22 protein-coding genes are annotated in these 21,277 nt (G+C 72.9%); 14 read left to right on the top strand and 8 right to left on the bottom strand.

All coding sequences use genetic code 11. The annotated features are described in order from the left end of the window. The first annotated feature begins 229 nt into the window (after nucleotides 1-229). Both ACTFTM_RS24790 and ACTFTM_RS24785 read left to right on the top strand, forming a co-directional pair. Nucleotides 230-499 (top strand): hypothetical protein, encoded by a 270-nt coding sequence (locus ACTFTM_RS24790; RefSeq protein ID WP_449562850.1) that lies wholly within the window; start codon nucleotides 230-232, stop codon nucleotides 497-499. Then, a complete protein-coding gene (locus ACTFTM_RS24785) occupies nucleotides 499-1,539 on the top strand; it encodes a hypothetical protein (protein WP_449562849.1) in 1,041 nt (346 codons plus the stop codon). The genes ACTFTM_RS24790 and ACTFTM_RS24785 overlap by 1 nt, the downstream gene beginning before the upstream one ends. Before the next feature lie 97 nt (nucleotides 1,540-1,636). On the opposite strand, the gene ACTFTM_RS24780 is transcribed toward ACTFTM_RS24785, so the two are convergent. Beyond that, nucleotides 1,637-2,461 (bottom strand): SDR family oxidoreductase, encoded by an 825-nt coding sequence (locus tag ACTFTM_RS24780; RefSeq protein ID WP_449562848.1) that lies wholly within the window; start codon nucleotides 2,459-2,461, stop codon nucleotides 1,637-1,639. 63 nt (nucleotides 2,462-2,524) lie between these two features. Here ACTFTM_RS24780 and ACTFTM_RS24775 point away from each other — a divergent pair, with 63 nt between their 5' ends. Then, on the top strand, nucleotides 2,525-3,310 hold the full coding sequence (locus tag ACTFTM_RS24775; RefSeq protein ID WP_449562847.1) for a helix-turn-helix domain-containing protein: 786 nt from the start codon (nucleotides 2,525-2,527) through the stop codon (nucleotides 3,308-3,310). A 33-nt stretch (nucleotides 3,311-3,343) separates the two neighbouring features. Here ACTFTM_RS24775 and ACTFTM_RS24770 read toward each other — a convergent pair whose 3' ends face one another. Both ACTFTM_RS24770 and ACTFTM_RS24765 read right to left on the bottom strand, forming a co-directional pair. After that, nucleotides 3,344-3,874 carry an SRPBCC family protein gene (locus ACTFTM_RS24770; RefSeq protein WP_449562846.1) on the bottom strand — a complete coding sequence of 177 codons (531 nt, stop codon included), beginning with the start codon at nucleotides 3,872-3,874 and terminating at the stop codon, nucleotides 3,344-3,346. 1 nt (nucleotide 3,875) lies between these two features. Further along, nucleotides 3,876-4,187: an ArsR/SmtB family transcription factor gene (locus ACTFTM_RS24765; RefSeq protein WP_449562845.1), complete on the bottom strand. Its 312-nt coding sequence runs from the start codon at nucleotides 4,185-4,187 to the stop codon at nucleotides 3,876-3,878. Nucleotides 4,188-4,284: 97 nt separating this feature from the next. Here ACTFTM_RS24765 and ACTFTM_RS24760 point away from each other — a divergent pair, with 97 nt between their 5' ends. After that, entirely contained in the window at nucleotides 4,285-5,214 is a 930-nt protein-coding gene (locus tag ACTFTM_RS24760; protein WP_449562844.1) for an LLM class F420-dependent oxidoreductase, read from the top strand. A gap of 4 nt (nucleotides 5,215-5,218) precedes the next feature. Here the strand turns inward: ACTFTM_RS24760 and ACTFTM_RS24755 are convergent, their stop codons facing one another. Then, the gene (locus ACTFTM_RS24755; protein ID WP_449562843.1) at nucleotides 5,219-5,641 is read right to left on the bottom strand and encodes a hypothetical protein; all 423 of its coding nucleotides are present in this window, start codon (nucleotides 5,639-5,641) and stop codon (nucleotides 5,219-5,221) included. Between the two features lie 120 nt (nucleotides 5,642-5,761). On the opposite strand from ACTFTM_RS24755, the gene ACTFTM_RS24750 reads away from it, so the two are divergent. Together ACTFTM_RS24750 and ACTFTM_RS24745 are read left to right on the top strand one after the other, a co-directional pair. Continuing rightward, nucleotides 5,762-6,517 (top strand): hypothetical protein, encoded by a 756-nt coding sequence (locus tag ACTFTM_RS24750; protein ID WP_449562842.1) that lies wholly within the window; start codon nucleotides 5,762-5,764, stop codon nucleotides 6,515-6,517. Between the two features lie 41 nt (nucleotides 6,518-6,558). Further along, on the top strand, nucleotides 6,559-7,791 hold the full coding sequence (locus ACTFTM_RS24745; RefSeq protein WP_449566721.1) for an FAD-binding protein: 1,233 nt from the start codon (nucleotides 6,559-6,561) through the stop codon (nucleotides 7,789-7,791). 90 nt (nucleotides 7,792-7,881) lie between these two features. Here the strand turns inward: ACTFTM_RS24745 and ACTFTM_RS24740 are convergent, their stop codons facing one another. Both ACTFTM_RS24740 and ACTFTM_RS24735 read right to left on the bottom strand, forming a co-directional pair. Further along, on the bottom strand, nucleotides 7,882-9,021 hold the full coding sequence (locus ACTFTM_RS24740; protein WP_449562841.1) for a site-2 protease family protein: 1,140 nt from the start codon (nucleotides 9,019-9,021) through the stop codon (nucleotides 7,882-7,884). 71 nt (nucleotides 9,022-9,092) lie between these two features. Next, on the bottom strand, nucleotides 9,093-9,947 hold the full coding sequence (locus ACTFTM_RS24735) for an alpha/beta hydrolase (protein WP_449562840.1): 855 nt from the start codon (nucleotides 9,945-9,947) through the stop codon (nucleotides 9,093-9,095). Between the two features lie 276 nt (nucleotides 9,948-10,223). Between ACTFTM_RS24735 and ACTFTM_RS24730 the strand changes: the two genes are divergently transcribed. The 4 genes from ACTFTM_RS24730 to ACTFTM_RS24715 are packed head-to-tail and all read left to right on the top strand — an operon-like array spanning nucleotide 10,224 to nucleotide 13,716. Further along, nucleotides 10,224-11,123, top strand: coding sequence for an ABC transporter ATP-binding protein (locus ACTFTM_RS24730; RefSeq protein ID WP_449562839.1), 900 nt, complete (start codon nucleotides 10,224-10,226; stop codon nucleotides 11,121-11,123). Nucleotides 11,124-11,126: 3 nt separating this feature from the next. After that, on the top strand, nucleotides 11,127-11,930 hold the full coding sequence (locus ACTFTM_RS24725; RefSeq protein ID WP_449562838.1) for an ABC transporter permease: 804 nt from the start codon (nucleotides 11,127-11,129) through the stop codon (nucleotides 11,928-11,930). 26 nt (nucleotides 11,931-11,956) lie between these two features. After that, on the top strand, nucleotides 11,957-13,087 hold the full coding sequence (locus ACTFTM_RS24720) for a sensor histidine kinase (protein ID WP_449562837.1): 1,131 nt from the start codon (nucleotides 11,957-11,959) through the stop codon (nucleotides 13,085-13,087). Further along, entirely contained in the window at nucleotides 13,084-13,716 is a 633-nt protein-coding gene (locus ACTFTM_RS24715) for a response regulator transcription factor (RefSeq protein ID WP_449562836.1), read from the top strand. The genes ACTFTM_RS24720 and ACTFTM_RS24715 overlap by 4 nt, the downstream gene beginning before the upstream one ends. Nucleotides 13,717-13,726: 10 nt before the next feature. Here the strand turns inward: ACTFTM_RS24715 and ACTFTM_RS24710 are convergent, their stop codons facing one another. Next, nucleotides 13,727-14,638, bottom strand: a complete 912-nt coding sequence (locus tag ACTFTM_RS24710; RefSeq protein WP_449562835.1) for a L,D-transpeptidase — start codon at nucleotides 14,636-14,638, stop codon at nucleotides 13,727-13,729. Between the two features lie 77 nt (nucleotides 14,639-14,715). Beyond that, nucleotides 14,716-16,161: an alpha amylase C-terminal domain-containing protein gene (locus ACTFTM_RS24705; RefSeq protein ID WP_449562834.1), complete on the bottom strand. Its 1,446-nt coding sequence runs from the start codon at nucleotides 16,159-16,161 to the stop codon at nucleotides 14,716-14,718. A 276-nt stretch (nucleotides 16,162-16,437) separates the two neighbouring features. Between ACTFTM_RS24705 and ACTFTM_RS24700 the strand changes: the two genes are divergently transcribed. From ACTFTM_RS24700 to ACTFTM_RS24685, 4 genes are read left to right on the top strand one after another with little or no spacing between them, the layout of a single operon-like run. After that, a complete protein-coding gene (locus tag ACTFTM_RS24700) occupies nucleotides 16,438-18,078 on the top strand; it encodes a hypothetical protein (RefSeq protein ID WP_449562833.1) in 1,641 nt (546 codons plus the stop codon). Then, a complete protein-coding gene (locus tag ACTFTM_RS24695) occupies nucleotides 18,075-19,541 on the top strand; it encodes an NADH-ubiquinone oxidoreductase-F iron-sulfur binding region domain-containing protein (protein ID WP_449562832.1) in 1,467 nt (488 codons plus the stop codon). Before ACTFTM_RS24700 ends, ACTFTM_RS24695 begins: the two co-directional genes overlap by 4 nt. Nucleotides 19,542-19,582: 41 nt before the next feature. After that, a complete protein-coding gene (locus ACTFTM_RS24690; RefSeq protein ID WP_449562831.1) occupies nucleotides 19,583-20,200 on the top strand; it encodes a thioredoxin-like domain-containing protein in 618 nt (205 codons plus the stop codon). Next, complete coding sequence (locus ACTFTM_RS24685; RefSeq protein WP_449562830.1) at nucleotides 20,197-21,111, top strand: cytochrome c biogenesis CcdA family protein; 915 nt, start codon at nucleotides 20,197-20,199, stop codon at nucleotides 21,109-21,111. The genes ACTFTM_RS24690 and ACTFTM_RS24685 overlap by 4 nt, the downstream gene beginning before the upstream one ends. Nucleotides 21,112-21,277: the final 166 nt, after the last annotated feature.

The raw sequence follows: 21,277 nt of genomic DNA, 5'->3' as shown, positions 1-21,277 counted from the left end.
CCCCGCCGGTGCGGGCCCGGCACAGCCGCCGGCCCCGACGAGGCGTACGGCTCGGCCGCCCCCCACACCGCTACGGGCGCCCGCAGCGGTGTCACCGTCCACCGCCGGCGACGTCGCCCACCGGCGCGTCGCGTACGTGCCCCGCCGACCCACGCATCGTGGATCCCGCCTCGTCCGGCGTCGCTCACCCGCGCGCCCGACCGGGCGACCGAATCAGAGAGGCCCTGTCATGGCGGCTCCCACCGCGACCGCAGCCCTGAACGCATCCGTCTTCGCGCCGGGTGACCAGATGCTGCTGACCGTCACGTACTCCGACGCCGACACCAAACCGCTGACCGTCACCATCGTGGTCACCGACGCGCAAGGGAACAGCAGCGCGCCGGTCAAGGTGACCGCGGTCATCGACCCGCTCACCGTGACCGTCTCCGACAACTCCGGGCGTACCTGGACCCGGGTCTCCGACAACGGCTCCGTGGCCGTGTACCGGGCGGTGGCGTGATGCCCCGGGTCACCGTCCAGGTCCGCGACGCCGCCGGACACACGGCGACGGCCGGGGTCGACTACACCCTGCGCCAACCCGTGCTCGGCGGCTACTACCTGTCCGGCGGGGCCGACCCCACGGCCGACATGGCCGGCGGCAACTTCCGCTCGTTGACCCAGTACCGCAGCTTCGCCGACGGTTTCATCTTCCCCGGCTACAACCGGCCGTGGCTGGTCGACCTGGGCAAGGCCGGCGTGCAGATGAACATGGTCCTGGAGTTGAAGCACTACGGCGCCGGCAGCGCCGGGCCGCAGACCTTCACCGTGGACGGCGTCACCTACACCGTGCCCGCGCCGTCGATGACGATCCAGCAGCGTCCCGGCGTCACCCCGTGGCCGAAGGCGTACGGGTACACCCAGGTGCTCAACGGCCAGTGCGACGGGCTGTTCGCGCGTGCCCTGTCCCAGTACCGGGCGCTCGGCTTCGGGGTGAACATCCAACTCGCGTCCGAACTGGACACGGACCACGAGTTCGGCACGACCGAGGCCGGCAAGGCGTACACCTGGGCAGAGTCCGACGCGCGGGCGGTGCAGGCCGTGACGTACATCGTCACGTGGTTCAAGGCCAGGGCGCTGCCCGCCGGCACCACCTTCTCGGTCGGGTTGGGCGGCTTCGACCGGGCGTGCTTCCAGCGCACCCACCCGGAGGCGCTGATGTCCCGACTGGACTACCTCCAGTGGAACGCCTACGCGACCGCCTCCGGCCAGACCGCGCTGGCCCGCTTCCGCCGGACCAAGGACTGGGCGGTGGCGGACCTCGGCCCGGTGGCGCTGTCCCGGCCCGTGATCATCGCGGAGTACGGGGTGCGGTCCGCCGAAATCCCCGACCAGGCGGCCTGGATCTCCACCGTTCCGGCGGCGATCGCGCAGCTCAACGCCGAGCGTGGGCCGCTGATCGCGCGGACCAACTACTTCAACTCCGGTTGGGGCACCCTGTCGCCGAAGGCGGCCGGGCTGGCCGCGCTGCGGACCGCGTACGCCACCCGACCGTACGTCTGACGGCTTCGGCGTCATCGGGCGGTCCGCCTCGCCGAACCGCCCGAGGGCGCCCACGATGGCACACGCCGGGGAATGCCCCGGGTGTGTGGACCAGCGCTCACGCCTTCCGGGGCGGCCCGGCCTGCTCCGCCAGCCAGCGCCAGTCGTGCCAGGTGGCGAGCCGGTTCTCGTACAACGTCTCGGCGATCCGGTACGGGTACAGCCCGAGGAACAGGCGCAACGGCGGCTCGGCGGAGTCGACGAGTTGCAGGATGACGCCTGCGGTCAGCGCCGGATCGTCGGGTGTACGGGTGGACGCCCCGGCCCGGCGCGCCTGTCGCACCGGCTCGTACGCCTCGATCGGCTCGGTGTGCGCGGCCGAGTCCCCGGACCAGTCGGTGCCGTACGGGCCCGGCTCCACGATCGTCACCTTCACCCCGAGCGGGGCGACCTCGGCGGACAGGGCCTCGCTCAGCCCTTCCAGTGCCCACTTCGACGCGTTGTAGAGCCCCAGGGTCGGGAAGGCGCCGATGCCTCCGATGCTGGAGACCTGGAGGATGTGGCCGGTGCCCTGCGCCCGCAGCACCGGCAGGGCGGCCTGGGTCACCCAGAGCGCGCCGAAGAAGTTCGTCTCCACCTGGGCGCGGGCCTGCTCCTCGGTCGTCTCCTCGACCATGCCGAACAGGCCGTAACCCGCGTTGTTGACGACGACGTCGAGCCGACCGAATGCCTCCGCGGCCCGGGACACCGCGTCGAACACGGCCGGGCGGTCGGTCACGTCGAGGGTCAGCGGCAGGATCCGGTCCCCGTACCCCTCGGTCAGATCCTCAAGCGTGCGGCGGTCCCGGGCGGTGGCGGCGACCTGGTCGCCGCGTTCGAGCGCGGCCTCGGCCCAGATGCGGCCGAAACCGCGGGACGCGCCGGTGATGAACCATGTCTTCATGACTCGACCCTGCGCCGACGGACGACGGGCTGCCAGCACCCTGACAGGGCTAGCCTGGGGGGAATGAGCGGCGAGAACGCGCTTGGCGACTTCCTGAAGGCGCGTCGCGGGCGGGTTCGGCCGGACGAGGCGGGAGTGACCTCGTTCGGGCGACGACGCGTACCAGGACTACGCCGTGACGAGCTTGCCCGTCTCGCGGGCGTCAGCCAGCACTATCTGACCCGTCTGGAACAGGGCACGGACCGCAACCCGTCGCCGCAGGTGCTGGACGCCCTGGCCAACGCGTTGCGGTTGAACCAGGACGAGCGGGCACATCTCACCGCGCTGGCCACCCCCGCGCCGCCACCGCGGCAGCACGCCGCGGTCTCCGAGGCGGTGCGGCAGCTCATCGACTCGTTCGGCCAGATGCCCGCGTACGTCCGCGACCGTCGCTTCGACGTGCTGGCGGCCAACAAGCTCGCCATGGCGCTGTCCCCGCTCTACACGCCCGGTCAGAACCTGGTCCGCGGCATGTTCCGCGACCCGACGGTGCGCACGCTGTTCCCCGACTGGGCGGAGATCGCCGCGCAGAGCGTCGCCGCGCTCCGCGCCGAAGCCGACGCCCGCGACCCCGCGACGGCCGACCTCATCGCCGAGTTGCTGGCCGACAGCCAGTTCCGCGACCTGTGGACCGCGCACGACGTCCGGCCGACGCGCGACGAGGTGAAGCGATTCCACCACCCCGTCGTCGGGCCACTGACCCTCCGTCGGGAGACGCTGGCCGTCGCCGCAGCCGACGGTCAGGTGATCATCGCCTACCAGGCGGCACCGGAGACCAGCTCTGCGGACGCCCTGGCCAGGCTGCTCTGACGATCGGGTCGGACCGCTCCGGCGGGTGCCGCGTCAGCCCTGGCCGAACCGTTCGGCGTACGCGTCGCGCAGCTCGGCCCAGCCGAAGTCCTTGGCCTCCGCGCCGCGGATGGGGCCGACCGGGTCGCCGTCGAGCAGCCGGTCGGCCACGTCCAGGCAGAGGTGCCAGCCGGCGGCGACCATCGGCAGCACGCCGCGGTCCGCCACGGTGTGCCGCAGGGTGAGCCGGGTGCCGTCGCCCGCGGGGGTCAGCTCCCAGCGCAGCACGTCGTCGCCCCAGGTGTACTCCAGCAGGCGGGGTGGCTCGGCCCGGCGTACCACAGCGGTCTGTTCGGCGGAGGTCTCGCCGTCGACGAGGGTGAGCACGGCGCCGCCGGGGCTGCCGAGGTCACGGTCGGCGAGGAACGGTGCCCACTGCGCGAGCTGGCCCGGGTCGGTCAGCGCGGCCCACACGGCGGCGGGCGGGTGTGGCAGGTCGCGGACGAACACCAGGGTCGCGCCGCCGCCGGCGTGCTCGGCGTACGCCTCGACGGGCGGGCTGGGGCGGAACGAGTCGCGGTCCATGTCACTGCTCCTGACTGTCGAGATGCCGTTGCAGGGCGTCCAGGTGTCGACCCCACAGCCGGCGGTACGGGTCGAGCCAGCCGTCGACCGCCCGCAGCGGGCCCGGGTCGAGGCGGTAGATGCGCTGCCGGGCGGCCACCCGGCAGGAGACGAAGCCGGCTTCGCGCAGCACCCGCAGGTGTTTGGAGACGGCCGGCTGGCTGACGCCGAGCCCGTCGACCAGCTCGTTCACGCTGTGGTCGCCCTCGCGGAGCGCGTCAAGGATGCGGCGTCGGGTGGGTTCGGCGAGCACGGTGAACACGTCGCTGGACACCCGCCCAATATGCCTCCTCGTTCATATGCCGGTCAAGTCATATGATGGTGGTCGCGGTCCCGGAGCGGCACCGGAGGCCGCTATCTATGCTCGGAGCATGGAACTGCGGATCTTCACCGAACCCCAGCAGGGCGCCACGTACGACCAACTGCTCGCGGTGGCCCGACGTGCCGAGGACGCCGGCTTCGGCGCGTTCTTCCGCTCCGACCACTACCTGAAGATGGGCTCGGTGAGCGGCGACCCGGGCCCCACCGACGCGTGGACCACGCTTGCCGGTCTGGCCCGCGACACCAGCCGAATCCGGCTCGGCACGCTGATGACCGCCGCCACGTTCCGGCTCCCCGGCCCGCTGGCGATCACCGTGGCGCAGGTCGACCAGATGAGCGGCGGTCGCGTGGAGCTGGGCATCGGCACCGGCTGGTACGGCGACGAGCACACCGCGTACGGCATCCCGTTCCCGGCGCTGGGCGAGCGGTTCGACCGGCTGGAGGAGCAGCTCGCGGTCATCACCGGCCTCTGGTCCACCCCGGCGGGCGAGCTGTTCAACCACCCGGGCCGGTACTACCCGGTCAGCGACTCGCCGGCCCTGCCCAAGCCGGTGCAGCAGCCCCGCCCGCCGATCCTGCTCGGCGGGATGGGTCCGAAGCGGACGCCCCGGCTGGCCGCCCGCTACGCCGACGAGTTCAACCTGCCGTTCGCGTCGGCGGCGGACTCGGCGGCGCAGTTCGACCGCGTCCGCGCGGCGTGCGCCGAGATCGGCCGCGACCCGGCGGAGCTGGTCTGGTCCAACGCCCTGGTGCTCTGCTGCGGACGCGACGACGCCGAGGTGGCCCGCCGGGCCGCCGCCATCGGCCGTGACCCGGACGAGCTGCGGGCCAACGGTCTCGCCGGCACGCCCGACGAGGTCCTGAACACCATCGACCGGTACGCCAAGATCGGCAGCCAGCGGATCTACCTCCAGGTGCTGGACTTGACCGACCTCGACCACCTCGACCTGGTGGCGAGCGAGGTGCTGGCGAACCTGTGAGTCGTCAGGCGCGGTGCTGCGCGTGCCGGTCCGGCTCGCGCAGCACGGTGTCCAACCGGCCGTCACGGTCGCTGTCCACATAGGTGATGTCCGGTACGCCGTCACCGTCCACGTCGATCTGGACGACGTCGGCGACGCCGTCACCGTCGAGGTCGGTGACGATCTCGACCGACCCGTCCAGGTGCCGCGTCACGATCGACCGCGACCCGCCGCCGGGCTCGCGCGGCGGTGGCCCTGGCGACGGTACGGGCGTCGGGGCTGGCGCGGGAGCGGGAGTCGGCCGGGGACCGGGTGTGGGCGCCGGGTGGTTCGGCAACCGGACGTCCGGGGGCGCGCTGGCCGGCTCGACCGCGCTGCCGGTCGGGTCCAGCTCCTCCTCCGACGGGAAGACGTCGCCTCGCGGGGCCGGATCACGGTAGCTGCTCATGGGCGTAGGGTTCCCCGACGACGGCGAGAACAACCGTGCCCGATCGTCGGGTGTCCCTGGTGCCCGGTCTGGCGGAAGATGTCGGGACCGACGCCACGGTCATGGAACGGGGGTCCACGGGTGGAATTGCGCCGGAATCGGGGGGCCCGCGCGCTCGCCCTCGCCTGCGTACTCGGCGGGGTGATCCTGCTGGCCTATCCCAGCGACCGCGCCCTGCTACGGACGATCATCGCGGTGGGTGCCATCGCGCTCGGCGCGGTGGCTCTGGTCAGCGCGTTGCGGCCGTTCCGGTTCGGGATCCACGCGGACGGGCTGAGCATCCGGCGGCCGGGCCTGCGCCGGGAGTTCCGGTGGTCCGAGGTCGACACGGTGGTCCTCGACGAGCCGCCTCGACGGGACGGCTACCCGACACCGCCGCGGCTGCTGCTGGTGCCTGTGCAGGGCGTGCCGGCCGAGTTGGTGACCGCCCGCCACCCGGTCGACGGTCGGCCCGCCATCGAGCTGCTCGTCCTCGACCAGGTCCGCGAGCAGCCCGAGCAGGTGTCCGAGGCGCTCACCCGGCACGCCGGGGACCGCTTCGTCGACCTGCTCGCCCTGCGGCGCGCCGCCTTCGCCGTTCCGGACATCACGGTCGGCCTGCGCGGCTACGCCATGGACCGGGTCGATCGGTTGATCCGGCGTGGCCAGGACGCCCTGCTGTCCGGCGACGCGGTGGCCCGGCAGGCGGCACGCGGTGAGATCGAACGCGCCACCGCAGCGGCCGGTCTGCCGCGCGCCCAACGTGGTTACAACACGATCCAGGTGGATACGGTTCTAGACGCCCTCGTCGCCGCCCTGAGCGACCAGCAGTCCACCGATCGGGAGACCGCCACGTGACCACCCCGGGACCGAACGCCACGTCGACCACAGCTCCCGAGGTGCCACGCCGCAACTGGGCCGGCAACGTCCGGTACGCGGCCCGGGCGTTCCACCGGCCGACCTCCCTCGACGAGGTGCGTCGCCTCGTCGCCGGCAGTCGGCGCGTCCGCGCCCTCGGCACCGGGCACTCCTTCAACCGCCTCGGCGACACCGACGGCGACCTGGTGAGCCTGGCCGGCCTGCCGCCGAGCGTCGAGGTGGACCGCGAACGCGGCCAGGTCACCGTGACCGGCGCGATGCGCTACGGCGACCTCGCCCGACAGCTGCACCCGCATGGGTACGCGCTGGCCAACATGGCCTCGCTGCCGCACATCTCGGTCGCCGGCGCGGTGGCCACCGCCACCCACGGCTCCGGTCCCACCCACGGCAACCTGGCCAGCGCCGTCGCCGGTCTGGAGCTGGTCACCGCCGACGGCGACCTGCTGCGGGTTGACCGCGACGACGACACGTTCGCCGGGATGGTGGTGGGGCTCGGCGCGCTCGGCCTGGTCACCCGGCTCACCCTGGACCTGGTGCCGGCCTTCGAGCTGCGCCAGTACGTGCGGCTCGACCTCGACCCGGCCGCGCTGGACGAGGCGCTCGACTCGGCGTACAGCGTGAGTGTCTTCACCGACTGGCGTACGCCGCGCCTGCGGGAGGTGTGGCGCAAGCAGCTCGCGGACCAGCCGCCGCCGGACGCGGACTGGCTCGGCACCACCGCCGCCGAGCAGCCCCGGCACCCGGTGCTCGGCATGCCCCCGGAGAACTGCACCCCGCAACTCGGTGAGCCGGGCCCGTGGCACGAGCGACTGCCGCACTTCAAGCTCGGCTTCACCCCGAGCAGCGGCGACGAGTTGCAGTCCGAGTACCACGTGCCGCGTACCGCCGCCGCCGACGCGCTCGCCGCCCTGGCCGACGTGGCGCACCTGATCGCCCCGGTCCTGCACGTGTGCGAGCTGCGGACGGTGGCCGCCGACGAGCTGTGGCTCAGCCCCAACCACCGGCGGGACAGCTTCGTCGTCCACTTCACCTGGATCGACGACACGGACGCGGTGCTGCCCGTGCTGGCCGAGGTGGAGGCGCGCCTGGCCCCGTTCGCCCCGCGCCCACACTGGGGCAAGGTCTTCGTCACCGACCCGGAGAACCTGTCGGGCCGCTACCCGAGGTACGCCGACTTCACCGCCCTGCTGAAGAACCTGGACCCAGAGTCGAAGTTCCAAACCGACCAGCTGAACCACTACTTCCCCCGCTGACCCGCCCGGCGCCGAGGCCCGCTGCCCGGCTCCCGGTGATCATGAAGTTATGGCCATCCGGCGCGGCGTGTCGGCGCGATAACTTCATGATCAGCGGGAGGAGGCGGGGGTGCGCAGGGTGGCGCGTTGGACGGCGCGGGCGATGTCGCTGGGGGAGACTATGCCCGTTAGGCGACCGTCGTTCCCCACCACCAGGGCGCGGCCGTCGGCGCACTCGGTGAGCCGGGGGAGCAGGTCGTTGAGCTGTTCACCCGGCTCGGCGAGCACCAGCTCGTCGGCCCGGCAGGCCACCTCCGCGAGGGTGGTCGACGCGCGTCGCTCGGCCGGTACGCTCCGCACCCGGTCCACGGTGACCAGGCCGGTCGGCCGCCCCTGGTCGGTCAGCGGCAGCGCCGAGTGCCGGTACGCGAAGAGGTAGTGGTCGACGAAGTCGGCGACCGTCATGTCCGCCGACGCGGTCTGCGGCTGTGGAGTCATCACGTCGGCGACCCGGACTCCGCGCAGCGCGGTTCCGGTGCGGGCCTGCCGCTCCTCCATCCCGGCGGCACCGATCAGGAACCAGCCGATCAGCGCCAGCCACAGCCCGCCGAAGCCGACGCCGGACAGGAACTGCCACAGCCCGAGACCGATGAGCAGCGCGCCGAGCACCCAGCCGGCCCGCGCGGCGACCACGGACGCCCGGGTCCGGTCGCCGGTGGCCTTCCACACCGCCGCGCGCAGTAGCCGACCGCCGTCCAGTGGCGCGGCCGGCAGCACGTTGAAGATCGCCAGCAGTACGTTGATGCCGGCCAGCCACGCGATCGCCCCGAAGAGCAGCCCGCCCTGCCCGGCCAGCGCGAACAGCAGCGCGATGACACCGAAGAACGCCCCGAGCAGCAGGCTGACCAGCGGGCCGACGCCCGCGATGCGCAACTCCGCGCCGGGGTCGCGCGGCTCGCCCTTCAGTTCGGCCACGCCGCCGAACAACCACAGCGTGATCCCGTCGACGGTCAGCCCGTTGCGCTTGGCCACCACGGCGTGCGACACCTCGTGGGCGAGCAGGCCGACGAAGAAGACCACCGCCGCGGCCAGGCCGGCAAGGGTGTACGCCACGGGCGAGCGGTCCGGGTACGAGCGGGGAAACTGGTTGGCGGCCAGCCCCCACGCGATCAGCGCGAAGATGACCAGAACGCTCCAGTTGACGCCGACCGGCACTCCCGCGATCCGACCGATCCGGAAACTCGCCCTCATCCTGGGCGCATACCCCCGGTCAGCCGAGCCATGCGACACGCGACACCCAGGTTGTCGTGCCGAGAGTGTTGTCAGCGGCGGGGGGTCTCGCTGGCGATGGTCGCCTCCCGGGGCAGCGCCGCCGCCCGCATCGCCCAGTCCAGCGCGTAGTCGGCGATCGCCTCCCAGCCCGGCGCCCCGACGGTGAAGTGCGACCGGTCGGGGAACTCCTCGTACGCGGTCAGCGCGCGGGACTTCTGGTAGAGCCCCGCGTTCGCGCGGACCACCGACGCCGGCACCACGTGGTCCTGCCCGCCGGCCATCAGCAGCAGCGGCGCCCGGTCGACGCGTCCGGTGTCGACGCGGGCGGGCGAGCGCGGGTCGACGTTGGCGAAGGCCCCCTCGAAGAACACCCGGCCCGCTCCGGGGACCGCGTACCGCTGCCAGGCCCGGTCGGACTCCTCGCGGCTCAGCGTGTTGCCGAAGGTGTAGGCGAAGTCGTCCGGGGTGAACGCGACGGCCTTGCCACGGTTGGCGGGGCTGCGCAGGATCGGAAAGCCGGAGCGCAACTGGCTCAACGGCACCTTCAGCACCCCCTTGATCGCCGCCGGATGCACACCCACCACCGCCGCGCCGAGGCCCCGGTCGGCGAGGACCTGGGCGAAGAGCCCGCCGAACGAGTGGCCCATGATGATCGGCGGCCGGGGGAGCGCCCGGATGATCCGGTCGTAGTGGGCGACGATCGTGGCCATGCTCTGTTGGGCGATCGGGGTGGGGTCGTCGCGCAACTGCTCCACGGAGCGGTCCATGCCGGGCCAGGCGGGGGCGATGACGTGCATGCCGCGCTCGGTGAAGCGTTCGGCCCACCCCTCCCAACTTCGTGGGGTCATCCAGAGCCCGTGGATCAGCACGATCGTGTCGACCTGGCCCTGCGGCGTGGCACCCATCGCGTCCTCCCGGTGTCGCGGCGTCCGGCGGCGCGCTTACCCGCTGCCGCCCCCGGGATGCCTGCGTCGGGGGCGGATGTGCCGGTGGGCTTGATGACTCAGGGGCATCTTGATGACGCAGAGGCATCACGCTCGTCGCGGTCCTCGCCTGCCGGCCCGTCACGCTGCGTGCCCGCCGGGCTCTGAGCCGTGCCGTCCGAGCCCTGACAAATGTCACGGCCGGAACGTGACGGCCGCTTCAGGAGTCGAGGTCCGCGACACCCCAGCATTTATGCCATGACCAGTACGCAGCCGGCCGTCGAGCTGAACGGCCTCACCAAGACCTTCGGTACGGTCACCGCGGTCGACGGACTGAGCCTGCGGGTGCAGCCCGGCGAGGTGGTGGCGTTCCTCGGCCCCAACGGGGCGGGCAAGACCACCACGATCGACATGCTGCTCGGCCTGGCCCGCCCGGACGCGGGCACGGTCCGCGTTCTCGGCGGCACCGCCGACGAGGCGGTGGCCCAGGGGCGGATCGCCGCCGTGCTTCAGACCGGCGGCCTGCTCAAGGACCTCACCGTGGGCGAGACGGTACGGATGACCGCGCACTTCTACCGGCACACCCGCCCGGCGGCCGAGGTGCTGGAGCGCGCCGGTATCACCGACATCGCCGACCGGATGGTCGGGCGGTGCTCGGGCGGTCAGCAGCAGCGGCTGCGCTTCGCGTTGGCGCTGCTGCCGGACCCGGACCTGATGGTCCTCGACGAGCCGACCACCGGCATGGACGTCGAGGGTCGGCGGGACTTCTGGCAGGCCCTGCGCCGCGACGCCCGCGACGGCAGGACCGTCATCTTCGCCACCCACTACCTCGACGAGGCGGACGCGTACGCCGATCGGATCGTGCTGGTCCGCCGGGGACGCGTCGTCGCCGACGGCACCACCGCCGAGATCAAGAACCTGGCCGCCGGCCGTACGGTGCGGGCCACCCTGCCCGGCGCGGACCAGGCCGCGCTCGCCGCGCTGCCCGGCGTCGACGCCGTGGAGGTACGCGGCGACAGCGTGCTGGTGCGTACCGGCGACTCGGACGCGGTCGCGCGTCACCTGCTCACCCGGACCGCCGCCCGGGACGTGGAGATCACCTCCCGCAACCTCGAGGACGCCTTCCTCGCCCTGACCACCGAGCGCATCGGAGCCTGACGAATGTCCACTCCCATCGCCACCCGCACCGACCGTCCTGCCCGGCCCGATCGCCGGCCGTCCGCTCTGGGCGGCTTCGCCCCGGCGGTTCTCGGCATCGAGCTGCGTCGGGTGCTGCGTAACCGCCGTACCCTCGCCTTCACGCTGATCATGCCGAGCGTCTTCTTCCTCATCTTCGGTCTGCCGCAGCGCGGACAGACCCTCGACAACGGTCGACCCGTCACCGCGTACGTCATGATCAGCCTCGCCGTGTACGCGGCGATGGTGGCGACGACAAGCGCGGGTGGCGCGGTCGCCACCGAGCGGGCGTTGGGGTGGAGCCGGCAGCTACGGCTCACCCCGCTGCGGCCGACCGCGTACGTGGCGATGAAGCTGGCCACCGCGATGACCCTCGGTCTGCTCGCGGTCGTCGTGGAGTTCCTCGTGGGGGCGGCGGCCGGCGTCCGCCTCCCGCTGGACGTCTGGCTGCTGTCCGGGCTGGCCGCCTGGGTCGGCTCGCTGGTCTTCGCCGCGTTCGGCCTGTTCATCGGCTACCTGGTGCCGGCCGAGAACGTCATGCAGTTCATCGGGCCGATCCTGGCGGTGCTGGCGATGTTCGGCGGGCTGTTCGTACCGGTCGAGGTGCTGCCGCACGTGCTCCAGCAGGTCGCGAAGTTCACCCCGGTGTACGGCATGGGTGAGCTGGCCCGTTCGCCGCTCACCGGCGACGGCGTGAGCATGGCGGCGGTGGCGAACATCGTCATCTGGACCCTGGCCTTCGGCGTCGGCGCGACCCGGCTGTTCCGCCGGGACACCGCTCGGGTCTGACCGCCGCGACCGCTAGCGTGAACCCGATGGACCTTCCGACGGGGCAGCCCCGGCCGATGAACCGCAACTGGCGGGTCATCGGCTGGCTGCTCGCCGCCGTGTGGCTGTTCTTCCTCAACGTGCCGCTCGCCACCGCGTTGCACCAGCCGGAGCTGTGGCGGCGAATCATCGGAGTGGCGGCCCTGGTCGTCTTCGGCCTGGGCTACGTGTTGCTGTTCCAGTGGGCCCGCCGGCTGCGCCAGTCGCTGCTGCCGATCCCGGCCGGCCGGGCGCGGTTGGGCCTGCTGCTGCTGCTCGCGGTGGGGCTGGCCAGCATCCCGGGCACCGAGGGGGACTGGCTGGCGACGCTGGTCTACGTGGCGGCGGCGGGGGTGTTCCTGCTGCAGGCGTGGGAGGCGGCGGCGACGGTGGCGCTCTGCGCCGGAACTCCGGCGCTGGCGTCCTGGCTGGTGACCGGCTGGGAGGCGGAGAACGGCATCGTCTTCGCGGTGCTGCTCGCCTCGTTCGCCATGTTCGGCGTCTCGCGGCTGGCCCAGCGCAACAGCGAACTGCAGGCCGCCCAGCAGGAGATCGGCCGGCTCGCGGTCGCCGAGGAGCGGGCCCGCGCCGCGCGCGACCTGCACGACATCCTCGGGCACTCGCTGACCGTGGTGGCGATCAAGGCCGAGTTGGCCGGGCGGCTCCTCGAGGTCGACACCGCCCGGGCCGCCGCCGAGATCGCCGAGGTGGAGAGGTTGGCGCGGGCGGCCCTGGCGGACGTGCGGCAGACCGTCGGGGCGTACCGGGAGGTCACCCTCGCCGGTGAGCTGGCCGGCGCGCGGTCCGCCCTCGCCGCGGCGGGCATCGCGGCCGAGGTGCCGGCCGAGACGCCGGAGCTGCCGCGCGAGTGGGACCGGTTGTTCGGATGGACGGTGCGCGAAGGGGTGACCAACGTGGTCCGGCACAGCGGGGCCAGGTGCTGCACGATCCGGGTACGCCCGGACGGGGTTGAGGTTGGTGACGACGGCCGGGGGCCGTCCACACCCGAGGCCGACGGGTACGGGCTGGTCGGCCTGCGTGAGCGGGCCCGCCGGCTGGACGCCGTGGTGACCGTGGGCCGCCGTGGCGACGGCACCGGCTTCCTGCTGCGGGTGCACGCGCCGGGGGAGGCCCGGTGAGCGGCTCCGCCACGCCGATCCGGCTGCTGCTCGCCGACGACCAGGCGCTGGTGCGTGGCGCGCTGGCCGCGCTGCTGTCGCTGGAGCCGGACCTGACCGTCGTGGCCGAGGTCGGGCGGGGCGACGAGGTGGTGCCCGAGGCCCTCCGGCACACGCCCGACGTGGCCCTGCTGGACGTCGAGATGCCCGGCCTGGACGGCATCGCCGCCACCGCGGCGGTGCGAGCAGCGCTGCCGTCCTGCCGGGTGCTGGTGGTGACCACGTTCGGGCGGCCCGGTTACCTGCGTCGGGCCATGGAGGCCGGCGCGAACGGATTCGTCGTCAAGGACACCCCGGCCCGGCAGCTCGCCGACGCCGTCCGGCGGGTGCACGCCGGCCTGCGGGTGGTGGACCCGACGTTGGCCGCGGAGACCCTGGCCACCGGGGCGAGCCCGTTGACCGAGCGGGAGACCGAGGTGCTGCGGGCGGCGCGCGGCGGCGGCGCTGTCGCCGAGCTGGCGAGGACGCTGCACCTGTCCGAGGGGACGGTGCGTAACCACCTGTCGGCGGCGATCGGCAAGACCGGGGCGCGGAACCGGGCCGCGGCCGTGCGCATCGCCGAGCAGAACGGGTGGCTGCTGGGCGAGTGAGCGGCCCGGCTCAGGCGGTCGGCGGTGGGGTGGGGAGCTGGTCGACGACCACCAGGCTGCTACCGGGTCGGACCTCGGCGAGCAGTTCCCGCTGACCGCTGCGGGTCACCCGGATGCAGCCGTTTGTGGTGTTCTCGCCCAGCTCGTCGTCGTTGTACCAGGTGTGCAGTCCGATGTGCGCGCCCCTGAGCCCGGTCGGCACCGCCTCCGGGTCGTCCGGCACCGAGCCGAGGGCGTAGATGTCCACGCCGCCGTAGACCTCCTCCGGTGGCGGGGTGCGGCCCAGGATGAAGGTGCGTCCGAGCGGCGTCTCCTGCCCCGACTGGCCGAGGCTCGTCTCCCACGAGCGCACCGCCTTGCCGGCCCGGTACCAGGTGAGCCGGTGCGCCTTGCGCTCCACCACGATCTGGTCGCGCAGCGCCACGGTGTCGAACCCGCCCGGGGGCAGCCAGGCGAGCTTCCGGTTCGCCGACGGCAGCAGGACGGCAGTCCAGCCGGCCCGCCGCTGGGCGATCGGCACGGTCAGCTCGACACCCGCGAGCGTCGGTTCGACGAAGGCCAGCGGACGACCGCCGGGAGCGTCGTACGCGGCGATCCGCCGGGTCGGGTGCACGCCCTCGGCCAGTGGCGCGGTGTCCATCGTGGCCGGGTCGGCGGGGAAGCCCCTGGGCGCGGGGTCGTAGTCGAGCACCGGCAGCCCGTCCGGGGCGGGCGCGGCCGGCGGCACCGACTCCTCCGGGCTCTGCTCGACGCTGTTCGGCGTCGGGTCGGCGACCACGACGCTCTGGTCGTCGGGGTCCGTCGAGTGTGGGGTGAGAGCCTGGCCGACCAGCAGCGCGGCGACCAGCAGCACGGGTACGGCGACAGCGCCCACGATCCAGCCGACGCGACGACGGTACGGGGACATTCGGTCAAACTGCACCAAACCACTGTATGGCGATGAACGGTCCGGGGCCTCCGGTTCGGCGATACCCGCCGCCTGGAGGCCCCGGGATCAGGTCAGACCCGCGCGCCGATGTGGATGGCCACCGCGTCGTGCGCCGGCACGTTCACGGCGAACCAGCCGTTACCGTCCACCGTGATCACCGGACCGCTGCACGATCCGTTCGCGTACGTGCCGTGGATGACGTCGCAGTACCGGCCGGCCGGTAGCCCGGTGTAGTACGAGCGGCCGTTCACCGCCGAGTCCTCGTCGTTGACGGTGACGTAGCCCTTGCCGCTGCGGCTGAACGCGATGTGGTTGTTGCCGTTGTCGTACCAGTTGGCCACGCCCGCGCCCTCGGTGGCGTTGCGGAAGCCGACCATGTTGGCGATCACCGGCCAGCGGTGCTCGCACTCCCAGCCCGAGTAGCAGGTGGTGTTCAGCGTCTTGTTGCTGCCGTCCGAGGGCGGGCCGGCGTCCCGGTCGCTGAAGGTGTAGCTGGACATGACGGTCGGCGACCCGTACGGCCAGGCCAGCATGAACGCGTTCGCGAGGGCGTAGATGCCCCGGTCGCGGTAGGTGAGCACGCCACCGGAGTCGCGCTGGGTGTCGTGGTTGTCCACGAACACCGACGCCGAGGCGCTGGGCAGGTGCCCCCAGCCCTCGCCGAAGTTCTTCAGGTAGGCGAGCCGCTCGGAGCGGAACACCCGGGCCAGGTCCTTGCCGTAGCGGAACTCGTGCACGTCGCCGTTGCCGGTGTACTCGGTCGGCTGGACCGGCTCGCCGGCGCCGTAGATGACCTCCTGCACGATGTACGCCGAGCGGGACAGCTTGCCCTTGATGGCGGCGATGTCGGCGGCCGGCATGTGCTTGCTGGCGTCGAGCCGGAAGCCGTCCACACCGAGGGAGAGCAGATCGTTGAGGTACGAGGCGATCGTCGTACGGACGTAGTCCGACTCGGTCTTCAGGTCGGACAGGTTGACCAGCTCGCAGTTCTGCACCTCGTACCGGTCGTTGTAGTTGGCGATGTCGTCGCCGCCGTTGCGTCCGCAGTGGTGGAAGTCCTGGGTCTGGTAGATGCCCGGGTAGTCGTAGTGCGAGTACGACGAGCCGGCCCAGCCGGTGCCGCCGTTGTCCTGGCCGGACATGTGGTTGATGACGGCGTCGACGATCACCTTGACGCCGGCCGCGTGGCAGGTGTTCACCATCGACTGGAACTGGGCGCGGGTGCCCTTGCGGGACTCGATCCGGTAGCTGACCGGCTGGTACGCCATGTACCACTGGTTGCCCCGCACGTGCTCCTGCGGGGGCGAGACCTGCACGTAGCCGTAGCCCTTGGGTCCGAGGGTGCTCTGGCACTCGCTGGCGACCGACGGCCAGTTCCACTCGAAGAGCTGGACGATGACCTTCTTCGCGGTGGACGGGCTGGCGGCGGCCGGGGGCGGTGTCGCGGTGAGGGGGACCAGCAGGCTGGCGACCAGGCCGAGGGCGAGGGTCGCCGAGCGGCGTCGACGTTGGCGCATCGGGACTCCTGACGGGAGCGGGGGTGGGGGGGTGATGCGGTGGGGGAGCGCACCGGCTGCTCGAATCTTGCAACCCATGCTGAAATTTGCCGAAAGGTTACAAGCGTGTTGCAAGCACTGTCAATGCATGGACCTGCGTCACTGCCTGTCACGTGAAGGGACTGTGCACAACGCACCGCGACGCCACTTGGTTCGAACGCGGCACAGAATTTTTTCCCGGCGGATGATCCGCGCGCGCCGCCGGTCCGTACTGGATGGGGGAGCAGGGGTCGGCCGGTGGTACGCCGCCGCGAGACGATCGAGGAGCAGATGGCCCGGGCAAAGCAGAACCAGAAGGCCACCGAGGTCCGGACCAGCACCAGCAGTCGGGGGGTGCGGACCAGGTCCCGCTCGGCGACGATGTTGCTGATCGCGTCGATGCTCGCCGCGTTCTGGGCGGCGACCATGCTGACCGGCGCCGGTCAGATGGCGTACGCGTACGGCTTCTTCTTCACCGAGTTCTTCGCGGGCGTGATCGCCCTGGTGTCGCTGAGTCTCACCGTGATGCTGGGACTGCTCGCCACCGACCGGCTGGTGTTGAACATCTCGCACCGCGTACTGATGCAGTCCGCGCACCGCGCCACCGGCGTCCTGGGCACGGCCGGACTGGTCTTCCATGTGCTCACCAAGATCGCCACCGGGCGGGCCGCGGCGACCGACTCGCTGATCCCGTTCATCGGCGGCCGGGGGCTCTACGTCGGCCTGGGCACGGTGGCCGCCCTGCTCATGGTCAGCGTGATCTGGACCGGCATCATCCGCGCCCGCTTCGCCGGCGTCGGTCCAAAGTGGCTGTGGCGTGCCCTGCACTCCGCCGCGTACCTCGCCTGGCCGTTCGCGATCTTCCACGGCCTCAACGCCGGTCGGGCCGCGGCGTCCTGGGTGGTCCTCAGCTACCTCGGGTGCGTCCTGCTCGTCGTGCTGGCGTTGCTGGTGCGGCTCTCGGTCACCATCGGCCGGCGCAGCCGGGAGCAGCACCAGGCCGCCGTGCGCAACGCGGCGCTGGCCGGCCGGGGGACCGACGAGGCCCGTGGACGCTCGCTGCTGGCCGGCCTGGGCCGCCGCCGCGGGACCACCGAGGACAAGCGGCCGGCCTGGGCGGAGGCCACCACCGCCACGTGGACGGCGCCGGCCGGTCCGCGACGGCGCGACCCCGAGCGGTTCACCGTTCCGGTGGTGCCCGAGCCCGGCTCGCTGGTCGAGCCGGCCCGGCCGAGCCGGCGTCGCCGGGACGAGGAGCCCGCCGCCCGGCAGGGCCGCCGCGAAGAGATGGAGACGACGGCGACCCGCCGCTCCGCCCGCCGCAGCGCCGAGGAGGAGATGGAGACGACGGCGACCCGCCGGCGCGCCTCGCGCAGCCGCGACCGGGACGAGGAGACCACCCAGAGCGGGCGGCGGCGTGCCGAGGAGCCGGCCGCCGAGCGGAGCGGCCGACGGTCCCGTGCCGAGGACGAGGGCACCCGGTATTCGGCCCCGCCCCAACGGACTCTCGCCGAGCCCGAGGAGCCGTGGGACAGCCCGCGCCGTTGGCAGGCCGCCGAGCCGATCTCGGCCGGTCCGGTCTCCGTGGAGCCGATCTCGGCCGGCCCGATCTCCGGCGGCCCGATCTCCGGTGGTCCCATCTCGGCGGCCCCGCGCAGCGGCAGCGGCCGGCACAGCGCCGAGGACGACCTGCCGGAGGAGCCGGACTACTGGCGTCCGCCGGCGCGGTACGTCCCTGAGGACGTGCCGCCGCCCGTCGACGACACCCCGACCCTTGTCGACCTGGCGTCACGGCGCGCCAAGCGGGCCGCCGGCGAGGGCCGGTCCAAGCGGCGCAAGGCCAGCGCGGACGCGGTGGACGGGGCGTACTGGGCCGGACTGCGGGGTGAGGCGAAATGATGCGGACGACCGTCCCTCCGGTGGCCTGCGTCGGTGAGCCTCGACTGACCGCCGGCTTCGCCGAGTTCGGTCGACTCGACATGGCCGCCCACGAGGAGGTGCACGGGCCGATCGGCCCGATGGAGCCGGCACAGCTGCTCCGGCTCGCCGAGGGTATGCAGCTCAAGGGCAAGGGTGGCGCGGGCTTCCCGTTCGCCCGCAAGCTGCGCGCGGTGCTGGAGTCCTGCGAGCGGCAGGACCTCTCCGCGGTGGTGGTGGTCAACGCCACCGAGGGGGAGCCGGCGAGCTGGAAGGACAAGGTGCTGCTGACCCGCGCCCCGCACCTGATCCTCGACGGCGCGGCGCTGGCCGCGTACGCGCTGGACGCCGACGAGATCGTGATCGGTGTGGCGGACGACGGGGTCGGCCGGGACTCGCTGATGGAGGCCCTCGACGAGCGCCGGATGCCGGTGCCGACCACCATCGTCACCGTGCCGCACCGGTTCATCTCCGGTGAGGGTGGCGCCCTGGTCAACGGGATCAACGGCCTGCCGCACATTCCGCCCGGCACCAAGAAGCGCTCCAGCGACTCCGGGGTCAGCGGCCTGCCCACCCTGCTGTCCAACGCCGAGACGTTCGCCCAGCTCGCCGTCGGCGCACGACTCGGCCCGTACGAGTACGCGGCGCTCGGCACCGACGACGAGCCGGGCACCGTGCTGCTCACGGTGACCGGCGCGGCGGCCCGGCCGGCCGTGGTGGAGTGCACCGCGGGCATGCCGCTGCGCGACGTCCTCGACCTGTGCGAGGTGCCGGACGTCCAGGGCATCCTGATGGGCGGCTACCACGGCAAGTGGATCACCGCCGAGGCGGCGGAGAAGGCCGAGGTCTCCCGCAAGGGCCTGGCGGCGGTCGGCGGCACCCTCGGCGCGGGCATCATCATCCCGGTCGGTGTGGACACCTGCCCGCTTGGTGAGGCCGCGCAGGTGGTGCGCTACCTGGCCGGCGAGTCCGCCGGCCAGTGCGGCCCGTGCAAGATGGGCCTGCCGGACCTGGCCCGCGCGGTCGACCTGGCCGTGGCCGGCAGCCAACCGGCCGACGTCGTCCGCGCCGCCGCGGGCGAGGTCAAGGGCCGGGGCGCGTGCAGCCACCCCGACGGTACGGCCCGGTTCGCCCTCTCCGCGATCGAGGTCTTCGCCGACGACCTGCGGCTGCACAGCACCGGCGACGGCTGCGGCCGGCGGGTCAAGGGCGTCATGGGCCTGCCCGGCGCGCCCGACCCCAACCCGCAGAAGCTCACGCTGGACTGGTCCCGCTGCGACGGGCACGGCCTCTGCGCGCACGTGGTGCCGGACTTCATCCGGCTCGACGCCAACGGCTATCCCGCCTTCCCGGCCACGCCCGTGCCGACCTGGCTACGCGAGGGCGCCCTCAAGGCCGTCAAGGTCTGCCCGGAACTCGCCCTGCGCCTCGCCAAGGCCGAGTAGGGAAAGGCACTGACCACCACACCTGCCGAACGGAGCTGCGGATGGGCAAGCGGATCGGGCGGACGGCGGCGGCGTGTCCGCCCCGGGCCGCCATCGTGGGGGCGCTCGTCGCCGTCCTGCTCGCCACGGCGGCCTGCACCGGCACGGTGCCGCCCGACGTCGCCGCCGCCGGGACCGCGCCGGCCCCGACCAGCTCCCCGACCCCCTCGGTCACCCCCTCGGCCGGCGCGTCGTCGGCCCCGGCGGCCCCGGTCCCGGACACCCTGCGCTTCAGCGGTACGACCCTCGCCGGCAGCGCCTTCGACGCGACGCGACTGGCCGGCCGGCCGGTGGTGCTCTGGTTCTGGGCGCCGTGGTGCGCCACCTGCGCCAGCCAGGCCTGGACGGTGGCCGAGATCGCGCCGAAGTACCGGGACACCGTGCCGATCGTCGGTGTCGCCGGGCTGGGCGAGCAGCGCGACATGAAGAACTTCGTCACCGAGTTCGACCTCGGCGACATGCCACAGATCGACGACCGCAAGGGCGCGCTCTGGAAGCGGTTCAAGGTGACCGAGCAGAGCATCTTCGTGATCATCGACCGGGACGGCAAGGTCGTCCACCAGGGCTTCCTGGACGGTGAGTCGCTCACCGCCCGCGTCACCGCGCTGGCCGGGGCGTGACCGGGCCGCTGCTGCTCGCACTGACCGCCGGCATGCTCGGCGCGGTCAACCCGTGCGGCTTCGCGTTGCTGCCCGCGTACCTCTCACTGCTGGTCGCCGGGGCGTCGGACGCCCGTGGCGCGGTCGGCCGCGCGCTCACCGCGGCGGCCGGGCTCACCCTGGGGTACGTGGTGGTCTTCGGCGCCTTCGGTCTGGTGCTCGCGCCGCTGGCCGGGTGGCTGCGGCCCCGGCTGCCGTGGCTGACGGTGGTCCTCGGGCTGCTGCTGGTGGTGGCCGGTTGCTGGCTGCTCGCCGGCCGGCGCCTGCCCGCGCCGGGCTGGACCGCGCGAGCGCCCCGGCTGACCAGGTCGTGGCCGTCGATGGCGCTGTTCGGGGCGGCGTACGCGCTGGCCTCGCTCGGCTGCGCCATCGCGCCGTTCCTGGCCATCGTGGTGACCAGCCTCCAGGCCGGCTCGACCGGGCGCGGGCTGGCCCTGTTCGGCGCGTACGCCCTCGGGATGGGCCTGGTGGTCGCGGTCGCCGCGGTCGGTGTGGCGCTGCTGCGCGATTCGCTGGTGGCCCGGCTGCGCGTGGCCGGGGCGCTGGTGCCCCGGCTCAGCGGGGTGGTGCTACTGCTGGCGGGCGGTTACGTCGCCTGGTACGGCCGGTACGAGCTACGGCTCGCCGCCGGCCAGCGCGAAGCCCTCGAAGACCCGGTCATCCGGGTGGCCGCCCAGATCCAGCGAGCCCTGGCCGACGCCCTGGACCGGATCGGCCCGGCGCTGCTCCTGGTCAGCCTGGCGGCGCTGCTGCTCCTGGCAGCCCGCACCGCACGTTCCCGCCGGCACGCCCGCGATCTTGCACTTTCTGTCGCCCCCACAGACGCGGATCGGGGCATCGAGACGACAGAAAGTGCAAGATCGGCGGGGTGAGCTGGTCAGGGCGTGTGTCAAAGTCCCTGGCCGGCCTACGGCGGGCCCAGGCGACGGCCGGCGGCGTTGGAGATGGGCTCGGATACAACACCGGTATCCGAGCCCATCTCCGCCTTGCCGGACCGCCGCCTGGACTCCGCCTCGGCTCGACCGAGGACTTCGACAC

The sequence above is a fragment of the Micromonospora sp. RB23 genome, assembly GCF_053585025.1.
The sequence above is the reverse complement of the archived record's forward strand: the minus strand, read 5'-3'. Positions and strand labels throughout refer to the sequence as shown.